We start from the raw sequence: 13,299 nt of genomic DNA on the forward strand, positions 1-13,299 counted from the left end.
TGAACGATGGCCGGAGTGTGCGGGGCGGAACCGCCCGCCGCAACCCCATTCTTCAGGCCCATTCTTCAGGCCCATTCTTCCGGCCCATCCTTCAGGCGAGCAGCGCATGCGCCTGTCGCAAGTCTTCGACGAAGCGGCCGAATTCCTCGTCGGCCATCGCCTGATCGGGCAGGCGCAGCAGATAGCTGGGGTGGACGGTGATCCACGCCGCGCCGCCATCGGGCAGCCGCAGTTCGCGCCCGCGTTCCCGCCCGATCGTGACGACGCGGCCGAACAGCGAGCGGGCGGCGGTGGCGCCCAGCGCCACCGTCATCTTCGGGCGGACCAGCATCCGTTCCTGATCGATCCACCAGCGGCACGCCTCGATCTCGCCCGCGCCGGGCTTGGCGTGGATGCGGCGCTTGCCGCGCTGTTCGTATTTGAAATGCTTGACCGCGTTGGTGACGTACACCCGCGACCGGTCCACCCCCGCCGCCGCCAGCGCGCGGTCGAACACCTGCCCCGCCGGGCCGACGAAGGGACGGCCGGCGATATCCTCCTGATCGCCGGGCTGTTCGCCGACGAACATCAGCGGCGCATCGACCGGCCCCTCGCCGAATACGGTCTGCGTCGCGGGCTTGTGGAGCGGGCAGCGGGTGCAGCCGGCCGCCTCCTCGCGCAACGCATCCCAGGCGATCATACTGTTGCCGCCGACGGCATCGCGGGCCGTATCGATCATCCTTGTCTCCCGTGCCTGCGCGCCGGCGATCAGTTGCGGCACCAACGCGGTTTCGGGCATGTTTTTCCAATATTTGCGCGGCATCTCCTTCAGCATCGCGCCGACCTTCACGCGGGCGGGATTGAAGATGCTGGCGTAATAGGTCTTCCACACCTCTTCGACCGGATCGCCGTCCGGCGCCTCCGCCTTGGTGGCGCCGGGGCCTTCGCTCAGCGAGGTGCCGTCCCAGTGGAGCGAGGCGGCGGGGGTCAGGATCGACCATCTCATGCTGGCGAAGCGGTTGACGAAGAAGGCGGCGTTGGCGCGCAGGATGTGGTGTTCGGGTTCGAACCACGCGACGTAGCGCGAGCCGTGATCGTCAGGCATGTCGCGGAAGCGCAGGAAGGCGCGCATCTTGTGGATGTCGCGACGCACCCCCTTGGCGATGGTGTCGAGCCGGCGGACCAGCGGATCGGCGCGGTCCTCGATCAGCTTGGGTTGCCGCCGCAGCCGGACTAGCAGCGTGTACAGCAAGGCGAAGCGTTCGGGGTCGGCGGCCAGCACGACGCTGCGCGCCAGATCGACGAAGGCGCGCGGGACGGAGAAGGCGATCGTGGTCGAAGGCGGCGGCGCGTCGGCATTGCCCTCGCCCGCGAACAGGTCGGTGGGCACGGTGCCGACCTGCCAGACCACGTCGTCGGGGGGCACGCCCTGCGCGGCGAGACGACGGGCGGCGTCGCGCCAGCCGTCGAAATCGTCGGGGTCGGTCAGCGTGACGGTGTGCATCAGGATCGACGCATCAGGCCGCGAACAGCTCCAGTTGCTCCTTCTTCGGCGCGACCAGCGGTTTCAGGTCGGCCTGATCGGACAGCACCACCGGCCGCCAGTCCTCCGCGACGATGAAGGGGCGCAGCCGGGCGATCGAGACGGTGAGGCGGGCGACATCCTCCAGCCGCAGCTTGCGCCAGCGGCGGGTGGCGAGGATGCCGTTCACCGCCTTCACCCCCAGACCGGGAATACGCAGCAGCATTTCGCGGGGCGCGCGGTTGACGTCGACGGGAAAGCGGTCGCGGAACTTGAGCGCCCAAGCCAGCTTGGGATCGATGTCGAGCGGCAGCATTCCCGTGGCGTCGTCGGCGGCGGCGACCACCTCCTGCGCGGAGAATTCGTAGAAGCGCATCAGCCAGTCGGACTGGTACAGCCGGTGTTCGCGCATCAGCGGCGGGCGTTGCAGCGGCAGCACGTCGCTGGCATCCGGGATCGGGCTGAACGCGGAATAATAGACGCGGCGGAGCGCGAACCGGTCGTAGAGCGACGAGGCGCGGCGGACGATATCGCCATCGGTGGCGGCATCCGCGCCGACGATCATCTGGGTCGACTGGCCGGCGGGGGCGAAGCGGGGAGCGGACTTGTAGCGCTTCACCGCATCCTTGTTGTCGACGATCGCATCGGTATTGGCGGCCATCGCGCCCTCGATACGGGCGGCGTCCTTTTCGGGGGCGAGCCGCTTCAACCCGCCGACGGTCGGCAGTTCGACGTTGATCGAGATGCGGTCGGCGTACAGCCCGGCCTGATGCACCAGTTCGGGATCGGCATCGGGGATCGTCTTCAGGTGGATGTAGCCGCGGAAATGATGATCCTCGCGCAGGGACCGCGCCACCTCGACCATCTGTTCCATCGTATAGTTGGACGAGCCGATGATGCCGGACGAGAGGAACAGCCCCTCGATATAGTTGCGGCGGTAGAAGGAGAGGGTGAGGTTCACGACCTCGGTCGCGGTGAAACGCGCGCGGCGGACGTTCGAGGACTTGCGGTTGATGCAGTAATGGCAGTCGAAGATGCAGCTGTTGGTCAGCAGGATCTTGAGCAGCGAGATGCAGCGGCCATCGGGCGCATAGGCGTGGCAGATGCCCATCCCCTCGGTCGAGCCGATGCCCTTGCCGTCCGCCGAATTGCGCTTGGCGGTGCCGGACGACGCGCAGGACGCATCGTATTTCGCGGCATCGGCGAGGATCGCCAGCTTCTCCCGTGTGTCCAGCTGCGCCATGCGTTCGATATACGTTCCGGGGCAGGCGCTCACAAGGGCGGGCTGGGCGGCGGATTATCCTGCGTTACATCAGGGGGATCGGGACGGAATCGGGACCGGTCCGGAACGGGGGCGTGCGCCTGACGGTTGGCGGGGATCGATCGAACGGGGAGACGGTGGTGAAGGCAGGAGTGACGGCGAGCCTGTTGGTGATCGCGGGATTATCAGGGGCGATGCCGGCGTCGGCGCAGACCTTTATCGATGTGTTCGCGGGACGATCGATGCCGGAGGATACGGCGGCGACGATCACCGCGGACGAGGCGCGGATCAACGGCACGATCTTGCCGGCGCGGCTGCGGATCGACGTGGCGTCGCTGGAGCCGACCAGCTCGACGATCTACGGCGTGCGGATCGGGCACTGGTTCGGGCGGATCGGGCTGGCGATCGACGCCTCCACGCTCGATCCCGATGTCCGGCGGCAGACGATCCGGGCGACCGGCAATCTGCGGCTGGAGGAGGAATTGTTCGGCGAGCCGGTGACGATCGATCCGGGCCGGTCGGTATCGGTCGATATCCCGCGCGTGACGGTGCCGACCACCGGCACGGTCGCGGCCCTGGCGATGGTGCGGCTGCCGATCGGTGCGACCCCGGCCCGGCCGGCGGGTAGATTCGCCCCCTATGCCTTTGCCGGGCCGGCCTATCTGGTCACCGATTCGGACCTGTCGGGCAATTGGGGGCTGCGGGCGGGCGGCGGCGTGAAGCTGGCGCTGACGCGGACGCTCTCGCTGTTCGGGGAGTATCGCTACACCCGGATCGCCGCCGATGCGGTGGCGGGCCGGATCGGCGGCGAGGCGATGGGCGTGCGCGGCAGTACCGGCGATATCCGCATCGATCTAAATGTGCGCAATCACAGCGCGGTAGGGGGCGTGGGCCTGAGTTTCTGACGATGCGGGGGCCGTGGAAAGTCACGGTGGAAAGTCACGAATGTCGCATCCTACAGGGGTGCGGGAAAGAGCGTGGCCGTTCGGTGACGGTCGATGTTGGGCACCGTAGCGCCGATCGCGGTGTGTAGGACAGCCTTCTCCCTTCTCCGTCATTGCGAGCGTAGCGAAGCAATCCAGGCCGCGCGCGTGACGCCCTGGATTGCTTCGCTGCGCTCGCAATGACGGAAAAAGGGGGGGGGCTGACGGTAAAAGGGGGGGCGGACCGGCGAAAAGGGGGGGCGGGCGTTCGCGACGGGGGCGTTGCCATGTGGGGCGGCGGGGCAGGGCGACTGCCGCCGCCCCGCCGCCCGCCGCGCTTACGCGCCGGCGGCCTTCAGCGCGGTTTCGAGTTGCGACCACGTCACCGTGTTGGGCACGGTGTTGCCGTTGATGATGAAGGTGGGGGTGCCGGTGACGGTGCCGTCCTGCGTCGCCTTTTCGGTGGGCTTGGCGACCTCTTCCAGCCGGGCCTGGCTGGACAGGCACTGGCGGGCCTTCGCCTCCGGGATGCCGCGCTGCTTGACGAAATCGATCGCGCCCATCGCCTCGGCCAGCGTCATGACCTGTTGCAGCGGGGTCTGCGACTGGAGCGCCTGCTGCTGCGCGGGGCTGATCGCCTGCAGCTTGTCGAGGAACGCGTTCTGGTTGCCGTACATCTGTTCGAGCACGGGGAAGAACGCCGCCTCCGTGGTGCAGGTGCCGAGCAGGGTCAGCACCAGATCGGGCGCGCCGTGGACCAGATAGTCGCGGAATTCGAAGCTGACCTTGCCGCTGGCGACATAATTGTCGGTGAGCGGCTTGAACCCCTCACGCGCGAAGGCGCCGCAGGTGGGGCAGGTGCGTGCGCCATATTCGACCAGCTTGATGGGCGCGTTGGGGTTGCCCATCATATAGCCCTGTTCGGTCTTGCTGACGGTTTCCGCCCAGCTGCGCCCCGCCGGCGGGGTGACGGCGGCGACCGGCGCGGCGGTGGCGGCGCCGGTGTCGTTACCGCCGGAGCCGCCGCCCGAACAGGCGATCAGCGCGAGGGGGGCGAGGAACAGGGCGGGCATAGTGGCGAACTTCATGGGAGAGGCTCCTGGAATTAGCGGGCGCCGGCGGCGCGCAGCAGCGGCATCAGTTGCGGCCAGCCGACATTGGGGGCGAGCTTGCCGTTGATGAAGAAGGTGGGCGTGCCCTGTACCTCGGCCGGCAGCGAGCCGCTGAGGGCCAGCAGCTTCTCGGTCGCGGCCTTGTCGGCGAAGCAGGCGGCGATGCGCGGTTCGGCCAGCCCCTGCGCGGTGGCGATCGTGGTCAGCCCGGCGGCATCGGCCAGCTTGCGCGCCGCGACCTCCGGCGCCATCGCCTGCAACGCGGCGGCGTTGGTGCGGATATAGGTGCTGCCCTTGTCCAGCCACTGGTCCTGCGCGGCCATCACCGCGGCATGGGCGGCGGCGAAGCGACGCGGCCCGCCGCAACGCGCCACCGTCGCCGCCGCGAAATCGAGCGGATCGCGGACCAGATGCCGCACCTCCAGGCTGGTCGAGCCGGAGCGGATCATCTGCCCCTTCAGCACCGGTTCCGATTCCACCGAGAAATGCGCGCAGTGCGAACAGGTGTAGCTGGCCCATTCGGTCAGCTTCACCTTCGCCGCCGGATTGCCGACGACATAGGCGCCGTCGGGCTTCATCGTCGCGGTTCCCCGCCAGTCGCGGGCCGGGGCCGCGAGGGACAGGGCGGGAACGAGGGCGATCAGGGCGAGGAAACCGAAGCGCATCACGACACCTTGGGCAGGCCCCGGGTCGCGGCGACCCCGGCGGCGAGGGATTCCAGCACCGCCCGCAGTTCCGGGTCGGCGATCGATTTCAGCCCCTCGCCCATCTCGACGGGCACGGGGCGCAGCGCGGCGGGGGCGGTGCGGGCGGAGGGACGGGCGATCACCTCACCCTGCCGGATCTGGATGCGCGCGACGGCGGGATAGCCGAAGAACCGGTTCACCCGCTCCATGATCTCCGGGATGACATGCTGCATCATCGGTGCGTGCGCACCGCGCACCGTCAGGGTCAGCGTGCCGTCCTGCTTCTGCCCGATCGGGAAGCGCAGCGATTCGGGGGCGGAGGCGCGGGCCAGTTTCTCGCCGACGATATCGGGCCAGCGGCTGACGATCGACGACTGGACGAAGCCGAACCGGCGAAACGCCGCGCCGCCGATATCGGGCAGCAGTTCGGCGACCGCGCGCGAGCGATTCGACCGCTGCGGCTCGGCGATCCGGGTGCGGATGGTGGAGGGGGATTTGGGGGAAGGGCCGGGTGCCTGACCGGATGGCTGACTGGATACTTGATTGGATTCGGGGACGCCGACGCGCTTGCTCATGCCGCGTCCCATGCCATAGCGATCCCGTGGACGCCAAGCACTCTTCGATCGCGGAGCAATCCATCCCGGCGCAACTGCTGGCCTGGTACGATGTCGCCGCGCGCGACCTGCCGTGGCGCAGCCGGCCGGGGCAGGCGGCCGACCCGTACCGGGTCTGGCTGTCGGAGGTGATGCTGCAACAGACCACGGTCGCCACGGTGCGCCCGCGCTTCAGCGCCTGGGTGGACCGCTGGCCGAGCGTGGCGGCGCTGGCGGCGGCGGACGAGGCCGATGTGATGGCGGCCTGGGCGGGGCTGGGCTATTATGCCCGGGCGCGCAATCTGGTGAAGGCGGCGCGCGCGGTGGTCGCGGATCATGGCGGCGCGTTTCCGGATACCGAAGCCGAACTGCGCGCGCTGCCGGGGCTGGGCGCCTATACCGCCGCGGCGGTGGCGGCGATCGCGTTCGGGGAACGCGCGGTGGTGGTCGACGCCAATGTCGAGCGCGTCGTGGCGCGGCTGTTCGCAATTCGGACGCCGCTGCCCGCCGCGCGACCGGCGATCCGCGCCGCCGCCGACACGATCACGCCGGACGCCCGCGCGGGCGATTTCGCGCAGGCGATGATGGATCTGGGTGCGACGATCTGCACGTCGCGCCGGCCCCGCTGCCTGCTGTGCCCGATCCGTGCCGATTGCCGCGCGCACGCCGCCGGGATCGAGGAGCGTCTGCCCGCCAAGGCGGCGAAGCGCGCGAAGCCGCAGCGATACGGCACGATCTTCTGGCTGGAGCGCGGGGCCTGCGTGCTGCTGGTCCGCCGGCCGGACAAGGGGCTGCTGGGCGGGATGCGCGCATTGCCGACGGGGCCGTGGGGGGAGGCGGCGCCGGGGCTGGCGGGGGCGCCCGTCGCCGGCCGGTGGCGGCTGCTGGACGACCGGGTGGCGCACGGCTTCACCCATTTCGATCTGGAGCTTGCGCTGGCGACGGGCGTTGCGCAGGCTGGAGACGAACCGGCGGGGGAGGGGAGCGAATGGTGGCCGATCGCCGACCTGCCCCGCGCCGGGTTGCCGACCCTGTTCGCCAAGGCCGCCACCGCCATCACCACCGCTACCCCATCGACCGGAGACCGTGAATGACATCGATCCGCGCCGTCACCACCGCGCTGCTGGCGCCCCTGCTGCTCGCCGCCCCGCCGCTGGCGGCGCAGGCGGCACGGCAGGATGCGCCGGCGCGCACCGTGCCGTCGATCCGGTCGAACCGGCCGACCCCGGCACCCGATCCGCGGCCGCTGCCCGCGACGGCGAGCCTGTTCGACGGTTACGTCCGCGCCGGCAAGATGCCGGGCATCGTCGGCCTGTTCGGGTTCGGGCGGATGCCGGCGATCACGGTCGCGGCGGGGCGGATCGCCGATGACGGCGCGGTCGCCGGGCCGGACAGCCTGTGGCGGATCTATTCGATGACCAAGCCGATCACCGGCATGGCGGCGATGCTGCTGGTGGAGGAGGGCAGGATCGCGCTGGACGATCCGGTGTCGAAATACATCCCGGCGTTCGCCAAGATGCGGGTGCTGACCAGCCCGGACACCAGCCTGGCCTCCGTACCCGCGACGCGGCCGATCACGATCCGCCACCTGATGACGCATACCGCCGGCCTGAGCTATTCGATCGTCGCCAGGGGGCCGCTGCTGCGGGAATATGAGCGGCTGGGCCTGTTGCCGCTGGCGATCAATCCCGCCGCCGAAGCGAAGATGCGGCTGGTGCGGCCAAAGTCGCTCGCCGAATTCGCCGACCGGGTCGCGACGGTGCCGCTGGTCGCGCAGCCAGGGACGAAGTGGAGCTATTCGATCGGGCTGGACGTGCTGGGCCGGGTGATCGAGGTGGCGTCGGGGATGCCGTTCGAGCGGTTCCTGCAGACGCGGTTCTTCACGCCGCTGGGCATGAATTCGACCTTCTTCAGCGTGCCGGCCGCGCAGGCGGGGCGGCTGGCGACCAACTACACCTTTGTCGGCGACGATCGCGTGCCGCTCGATCCCGGGGCGACCTCGATCTTCCGGCAGGCGCCGGCCTTTCCCTATGGCGGGGCGGGGCTGGTGTCGTCGGCACGGGATTACGACCGGTTCCTCGCGATGCTGGCGAATGGCGGCGCGCTGGACGGCACCCGCGTGATGAAGCCGGAGACGGTGCGGCTGGGCATGTCAAACCTGCTGCCCGCCGGCGTGTTCTTCGAAACCGACGGGGTGAAACAGGGATATGGCGCGGGGGGCTTCGCTTACATCGTCGACCAGCCCGGCGGGCTGGCGAAGGGCGCTTACGGCTGGAGCGGGGCGGCGGGGACGCTGGGCTGGGTCGATCCGGCGCGGCAGGCGCGCGGCACGGTAATGGTCAACTACATCCCCGGCCAGCGATACCCGCTGGCCAAGGAGGTCGGAGCGGCCTTGCGGCAGGATGTCGCGACGGCGTTGCGGTGACCGGGGCGATGACCGGAAACGCGATCGGCTTCACCGGCGGCCTGCTCGACCGGGGCGATGCGATCCGCCACGACGCGGCCGCCTTCGCCGCGCTGCGCCGCGATCCGGCGGCGCGGTTGCTGGTGATGGACGGGTACCAGCCGGCGATGGCGGCGGGCGAACTGGGCTGGACGGCGATCGATCCGGGGATCGCGGACGGCGATCTGGTGCTGCTCGGCCTGCGGGACGGGATCGGCCATTTCGCGCAGATGGCGGACGGGCCGGCGCGGGGCCGTTCGCTCGACCTGATCGCGGCGCTGCATGGCCTGCGGGCGGGCGAGGCGGCGACCTATGCGGCGGCGCGCAGCGTGCTCGACTGGCATGCCCGCCACCGGTTCTGCGCGAATTGCGGACAGGCGACCGCACCCTATCGCGCCGGCTGGGGCCGCGTCTGCGCCGGTTGCGGGACCGAGCATTTCCCGCGCGTCGACCCCGTCGTCATCATGATCGCCGAGCATGACGGGCGCGCGCTGCTGGGGCGGCAACCCGCCTTTCCGCCGGGGCGCTATTCGGCGCTGGCGGGGTTTCTGGAACCCGGCGAATCGATCGAGGAGGCGGTGGCGCGCGAGATCGGCGAGGAGGCGGGGATCGCGGTCACCGACGTGCGCTACGTCGCCAGCCAGCCCTGGCCGTTCCCGTCGTCGCTGATGATCGCCTGCACCGCGCAGGCGGCGGACGACGCGATCGTGCTGGACCGCAACGAGCTGGAGGATGCGATCTGGGTCCCGCGGGAGGTGGTGCGCGCGGTGCTGGCGGGCGAGCCGGGACCGTTCCTGCCGCCGCCGCCCTATGCGATCGCGTACAGCCTGCTGACGGCGTGGGCGGGGTGATATCGGCGCGTTTCATCCCGTCATTGCGAGCGTAGCGAAGCAATGACGGATGGGCGGGTGTCACGTTTCCATCCTCCCAAGCGGCTTTACCCCCGCTCGCGTGCCTGGCGGTAGGTGCCGAGGATGCGGACCCATTTGGAGTGGAAGCCGAGTTCCTCCAGCGCGCGGTCGAAGCCCGCGTCACCGGGGCGGCCGTCGACATCGGCGAAGAACTCGGTCGCCGCGAAGCTGCCGCCGCGCTGGTAGCTTTCCAGCTTGGTCATGTTGACGCCGTTGGTCGCGAAGCCGCCCATCGCCTTGTAGAGCGCGGCGGGGATGTTCTTCACCTCGAAGATCAGCGTCGTCATCCACGGCCCGTCGCCCAGCGGCGGGCGGCTGCCGCGCGCCAGCGTGACGAAGCGGGTGGTGTTGTGATCCGCGTCGGCGATGTCGGTCGCCAGCAGATCGAGGTCGTAGAGCGCGGCGGCGCCCGGTGGGGCGAGCGCGGCGACCGCGGGGTCGCCCAGTTCGCGCACCAGCGCGGCGGCGCCGGCGGTGTCGGGATAGGCGACGGGTTCGATCCCGTGTGCGCGCAGCCAGTGGCGGCACTGGCCCAGCGCCTGCGGATGGCTCATCGCCTGCCGCACCTCGGCGATCGGCCCGCTGCCCATCAGCGCGTGGCGGATCGGCAGGAAATGTTCGCCGGTGATCGCCAGCCCCGATTCGGGCAGCAGGAAATGGATGTCGGCGACGCGGCCGTGCAGCGAATTCTCGATCGGGATCACCGCGCAATCGGCGCGCGCGTCCTTCACCGCATCCAGCGCATCGGCGAAGTCGAAACAGGGCAGCGGCAGCCCGTCCGGGAACGCCTGCACCGCGGCGACATGGCTGTTGGCGCCGGGCGCGCCCTGGAACGCGACGGTGCGCTCCGGCTCGGCGGCGGCGGCGCGGGTCATCGCGGTGACGAGCGACAGGGCGGGGGCGGCGAAACTCTGCATGGGCGCGCGGGGTAACAGGTGATCCGTCAGGATCAAGAGAGCAGGCAAGCGCGGCTTGCGGACGGCCCCCGGCTTTCCTAAGGATTGGCGAAGACAGAATTGGGGCGAGCGATGGACCTGAAGACCAACACGATTGCCGGCTGGGCATTGGGAGCCGGCATGATCGCGCTCGGTTCCACCATCGCCGGCACGATGATCTTCGAAGGGCACCGGCCCGAAAAGATGGGCTACGCCATCGAGGGCGTCGAGGCGGAGGGTGGCGCCGGCGGCGCGCCCGAGGTGGCGATCGCCTCGCTCCTGCCCACCGCCGACGTGGGCAAGGGTGCGGAAGTGTTCAAGAAATGCGCCGCCTGCCACACCGTCGCGCAGGGCGGGGCGAACGGCATCGGCCCCAATCTGTACGGGACGCTGGGTGAGGCGATCGCACAGGGCAAGGCGGGCTATGCCTTTTCCGACGCGCTGAAGGGCGTGGGCGGCAAGTGGACGTTCGACGCGATGAACGCATGGCTGACCAGCCCGCGCAAGTTCGCCAACGGCACCAAGATGACCTTCGCCGGCCTGTCCAGCCCGGAGGACCGGGCGAACGTGATCGCCTATCTGAACAGCCAGGGTTCCAACCTGCCGCTGCCCGCCGCCCCGGCGGCCGGCGCCGCCCCGGTCGAGGAGGCGGGCGGCAACGTCGCCGCCGCCGCGAACGCGGTGGAGGAGGATACCCGCGGCGAGACGGGCGATATCGCCAACACCGGCACGCCGGCCAGCGGCGCGCCCTCGGTCGATCCGGAAGCGGCGCGCAAGGGCGCGCGGCAGTAGGGCGTCCGGCCCCCCCCTCCCGTTGGGGGAGGGGCGCGGTCGGGCCGGCCCTGTCCGTTTCCGTCATTGCGAGCGTCGCGAAGCAATCCAGAAGCGTCATGCGCGCGGCCCCTGGATTGCCGCGTCGCTTCGCTCCTCGCAATGACGGGAGGGGGGGGGGCGTCGGGGTGATGGCGCGTGGGGGTGTTACTCCCCCGCCGCGTCCTTCTTCGCCTGTTCCTCGTAGAAAAGGCGGACGAAGTCCCAGGCTTCCTCGGCGGTTTCGACATAATGGAACAGGGCGAGATCGCGTTCGGAGACGACGCCTTCCTCGACCAGCGCCTCGAAATTGACCACGCGTTCCCAGAATTCGCGGCCGAACAGCAGGATCGGAATCGGCTTGATCTTGCCGGTCTGGATCAGCGTGAGGAGTTCGAACAGTTCGTCGAAGGTGCCAAACCCGCCCGGAAACGCCGCCAGTGCGCGGGCGTGGAGCAGGAAGTGCATCTTGCGCAGCGCGAAATAGTGGAATTGCAGCGACAGCGACGGCGTGACGTAGGGATTGGGCGCCTGTTCATGCGGCAACACGATGTTGAGCCCGACCGATTCCGCGCCGACATCGGCGGCGCCGCGATTGGCCGCCTCCATGATCGACGGGCCGCCGCCCGAACAGACGACGAAGTGCCGCTGCCCCGCCTCGTCGCGCGGCAGGCGGCTGGTGATGCGGGCCAGCTCGCGCGCGATCTCGTAATATTTGCTCTTGGCGACGAGGCGTTCGGCGATCTTCCGCGATTTGTCGTCGCTCGCCATCTCCAGCAGCGCGTGCGCCTTGTCCGGCTCGGGAATGCGCGCGGAACCGTAGAAGACGAAGGTGGAGGCGATCTTCGCTTCGTCGAGCAGCAGTTGCGCCTTCAGCAGTTCCAGTTGGAAGCGGACCGGGCGCAGATCGTCGCGCAGCAGGAAGTCCATGTCCTGAAAGGCGAGTTTGTAGGCGGGATGCTGCGTCTGCGGCGTCGAGATGACGGTCTTCGCGCTGGCGGCGTCCTGGCTGGCGGGCGGGAAGACGCGGTTCGGGGCTCGTGGGTCAGTCATCCAAGGGCTTTACGGCAAAGTCCGGCGCCCCTCAACGGCAGAAGCGGGCGCGATCGTCCTCCAGATGCAGGTGGTTGGCGTGCGCGGCGTTGTAGTCCGGCGACAGCACCGTGCCGAACCGGCGGCAGGCGGAGGCGCGGACGGTGCGCAGGAAATCGCGGGTGCGCTGATCGGGCGAATTCCAGTCGCGCAGGATCGAGATGCGTCGCCCGTCCTTCAGCACGAAGCTGCCGACATCGACCGCGTTGGCGAGGGCGTGGCCCGACCGGCGCGCGGCGTTGCGGGCCGAGCCGACGACGTTGCGGCAGGCATAGGTGCCCATCCCCTCCACCCGCGCCAGTTCCGACCCCAGCATCTGATAGGCGCCGGGCGCGACCGCGTTGCGCACCCAGCCGGCAAAGGCGCGCGCGGTGCCGCAGCGCATCGCGGTGATCCCCGTCACGGGCACGCCGATATCGATCAGCTGCACCGCGCCGAACACGCCGCAGCCGGTGCCGTAATCCTTGTCGGGCAGTTCGCGGTACGACACGCCCTCGCGCCGCAGATCGGCCTGGCACTGCGCGGTGTCGTGCGGCGAGGGCCGCTGCGGCTCCGCGCGCGGCCCGGACGCGGCGGGACGATCGGCGCGGCCGCACGCGGCGAGGGCGAGGAGCAGGACGGCGGGGAGCAGGCGACGCATCGGGGCCTTCATCCGGCGCGGGGGCGGGGTTGTCAGCCGTTATGCGACGGGGCGTTGGGTTGGTCGTGCGAAGCTGCGAAGCTGCGAAGCTGAGAAAAGGAGAAGGTTTTGTTCGCGCGGAGGCGCGGAGACGCGGAGAAGAAGGGGGGGGATGGGGATCGTGCCGGGCGGGCCGGACCTCGATCCCGCCGACGTGGAGGGGGAGGTTGCCTGCGGCGCTGGTTCGCGCGGCGCGCGTTCATTACCTGTTTTCTTCTTCTCCGCGTCTCCGCGCCTCCGCGCGAACCACCTTCTTTCTGCTTCGCCGCTGCACCCGACGGCAAGTTCGGCTTGACCGCTTCGGCCATATCGCTAAGGCCGTCGGCGGGCCACGCCGCCCCAACGCGGCGCGT

13 protein-coding genes are annotated in these 13,299 nt (G+C 69.9%); 5 read left to right on the top strand and 8 right to left on the bottom strand.

What is annotated here, in order from left to right; all coding sequences use genetic code 11:
- Positions 1-91: 91 nt before the first annotated feature.
- Positions 92-1,483, bottom strand: a complete 1,392-nt coding sequence (locus IFT82_RS05085) for a UdgX family uracil-DNA binding protein (protein ID WP_192125183.1) — start codon at positions 1,481-1,483, stop codon at positions 92-94.
- Positions 1,484-1,496: 13 nt separating this feature from the next.
- A complete protein-coding gene (locus IFT82_RS05090; RefSeq protein WP_192125185.1) occupies positions 1,497-2,744 on the bottom strand; it encodes a putative DNA modification/repair radical SAM protein in 1,248 nt (415 codons plus the stop codon).
- A 113-nt stretch (positions 2,745-2,857) separates the two neighbouring features.
- Here IFT82_RS05090 and IFT82_RS05095 point away from each other — a divergent pair, with 113 nt between their 5' ends.
- Positions 2,858-3,667 carry an outer membrane beta-barrel protein gene (locus IFT82_RS05095; protein WP_192125187.1) on the top strand — a complete coding sequence of 270 codons (810 nt, stop codon included), beginning with the start codon at positions 2,858-2,860 and terminating at the stop codon, positions 3,665-3,667.
- Between the two features lie 356 nt (positions 3,668-4,023).
- Here IFT82_RS05095 and IFT82_RS05100 read toward each other — a convergent pair whose 3' ends face one another.
- From IFT82_RS05100 to IFT82_RS05110, 3 genes are read right to left on the bottom strand one after another with little or no spacing between them, the layout of a single operon-like run.
- The gene (locus tag IFT82_RS05100) at positions 4,024-4,773 is read right to left on the bottom strand and encodes a DsbA family protein (RefSeq protein ID WP_192125189.1); all 750 of its coding nucleotides are present in this window, start codon (positions 4,771-4,773) and stop codon (positions 4,024-4,026) included.
- A gap of 17 nt (positions 4,774-4,790) precedes the next feature.
- Positions 4,791-5,462: a thioredoxin domain-containing protein gene (locus IFT82_RS05105; RefSeq protein WP_192125191.1), complete on the bottom strand. Its 672-nt coding sequence runs from the start codon at positions 5,460-5,462 to the stop codon at positions 4,791-4,793.
- The gene (locus tag IFT82_RS05110; protein ID WP_192125193.1) at positions 5,462-6,058 is read right to left on the bottom strand and encodes a DUF721 domain-containing protein; all 597 of its coding nucleotides are present in this window, start codon (positions 6,056-6,058) and stop codon (positions 5,462-5,464) included. Before IFT82_RS05110 ends, IFT82_RS05105 begins: the two co-directional genes overlap by 1 nt.
- Before the next feature lie 26 nt (positions 6,059-6,084).
- Here IFT82_RS05110 and IFT82_RS05115 point away from each other — a divergent pair, with 26 nt between their 5' ends.
- Genes IFT82_RS05115 through nudC form a run of 3 tightly spaced genes read left to right on the top strand, consistent with a single transcriptional unit; the run spans position 6,085 to position 9,370 of the window.
- Positions 6,085-7,170 carry an A/G-specific adenine glycosylase gene (locus tag IFT82_RS05115; RefSeq protein WP_342355052.1) on the top strand — a complete coding sequence of 362 codons (1,086 nt, stop codon included), beginning with the start codon at positions 6,085-6,087 and terminating at the stop codon, positions 7,168-7,170.
- Positions 7,167-8,501 carry a serine hydrolase domain-containing protein gene (locus tag IFT82_RS05120; RefSeq protein WP_192125196.1) on the top strand — a complete coding sequence of 445 codons (1,335 nt, stop codon included), beginning with the start codon at positions 7,167-7,169 and terminating at the stop codon, positions 8,499-8,501. Before IFT82_RS05115 ends, IFT82_RS05120 begins: the two co-directional genes overlap by 4 nt.
- 8 nt (positions 8,502-8,509) lie before the next feature.
- Entirely contained in the window at positions 8,510-9,370 is an 861-nt protein-coding gene (gene nudC / locus IFT82_RS05125) for an NAD(+) diphosphatase (RefSeq protein WP_192125198.1), read from the top strand.
- Between the two features lie 86 nt (positions 9,371-9,456).
- On the opposite strand, the gene IFT82_RS05130 is transcribed toward nudC, so the two are convergent.
- Positions 9,457-10,347, bottom strand: a complete 891-nt coding sequence (locus tag IFT82_RS05130) for a prephenate dehydratase (RefSeq protein WP_192125200.1) — start codon at positions 10,345-10,347, stop codon at positions 9,457-9,459.
- 111 nt (positions 10,348-10,458) lie between these two features.
- Here IFT82_RS05130 and IFT82_RS05135 point away from each other — a divergent pair, with 111 nt between their 5' ends.
- A complete protein-coding gene (locus tag IFT82_RS05135) occupies positions 10,459-11,157 on the top strand; it encodes a c-type cytochrome (RefSeq protein WP_192125203.1) in 699 nt (232 codons plus the stop codon).
- A 186-nt stretch (positions 11,158-11,343) separates the two neighbouring features.
- Here the strand turns inward: IFT82_RS05135 and IFT82_RS05140 are convergent, their stop codons facing one another.
- Both IFT82_RS05140 and IFT82_RS05145 read right to left on the bottom strand, forming a co-directional pair.
- Positions 11,344-12,228, bottom strand: a complete 885-nt coding sequence (locus IFT82_RS05140; protein WP_192125204.1) for an LOG family protein — start codon at positions 12,226-12,228, stop codon at positions 11,344-11,346.
- Positions 12,229-12,259: 31 nt separating this feature from the next.
- The gene (locus IFT82_RS05145) at positions 12,260-12,907 is read right to left on the bottom strand and encodes an extensin family protein (protein WP_192125206.1); all 648 of its coding nucleotides are present in this window, start codon (positions 12,905-12,907) and stop codon (positions 12,260-12,262) included.
- Positions 12,908-13,299: the final 392 nt, after the last annotated feature.

It is taken from the genome of Sphingomonas sp. CFBP 8760 (assembly GCF_014841615.1).
In the GTDB taxonomy this organism is placed as follows: Bacteria; Pseudomonadota; Alphaproteobacteria; order Sphingomonadales; family Sphingomonadaceae; genus Sphingomonas.

Bases quoted from the DNA above. Each gene is read 5' to 3' on its own strand.
- IFT82_RS05085 (WP_192125183.1), bottom strand. From the start codon at position 1,483: ATGCACACCGTCACGCTGACCGACCCCGACGATTTCGACGGCTGGCGC.
- IFT82_RS05090 (WP_192125185.1), bottom strand. From the start codon at position 2,744: ATGGCGCAGCTGGACACACGGGAGAAGCTGGCGATCCTCGCCGATGCC.
- IFT82_RS05100 (WP_192125189.1), bottom strand. From the start codon at position 4,773: ATGAAGTTCGCCACTATGCCCGCCCTGTTCCTCGCCCCCCTCGCGCTG.
- IFT82_RS05105 (WP_192125191.1), bottom strand. From the start codon at position 5,462: ATGCGCTTCGGTTTCCTCGCCCTGATCGCCCTCGTTCCCGCCCTGTCC.
- IFT82_RS05110 (WP_192125193.1), bottom strand. From the start codon at position 6,058: ATGAGCAAGCGCGTCGGCGTCCCCGAATCCAATCAAGTATCCAGTCAG.
- IFT82_RS05120 (WP_192125196.1), top strand. From the start codon at position 7,167: ATGACATCGATCCGCGCCGTCACCACCGCGCTGCTGGCGCCCCTGCTG.
- nudC (WP_192125198.1), top strand. From the start codon at position 8,510: ATGACCGGAAACGCGATCGGCTTCACCGGCGGCCTGCTCGACCGGGGC.
- IFT82_RS05130 (WP_192125200.1), bottom strand. From the start codon at position 10,347: ATGCAGAGTTTCGCCGCCCCCGCCCTGTCGCTCGTCACCGCGATGACC.
- IFT82_RS05135 (WP_192125203.1), top strand. From the start codon at position 10,459: ATGGACCTGAAGACCAACACGATTGCCGGCTGGGCATTGGGAGCCGGC.
- IFT82_RS05140 (WP_192125204.1), bottom strand. From the start codon at position 12,228: ATGACTGACCCACGAGCCCCGAACCGCGTCTTCCCGCCCGCCAGCCAG.
- IFT82_RS05145 (WP_192125206.1), bottom strand. From the start codon at position 12,907: ATGCGTCGCCTGCTCCCCGCCGTCCTGCTCCTCGCCCTCGCCGCGTGC.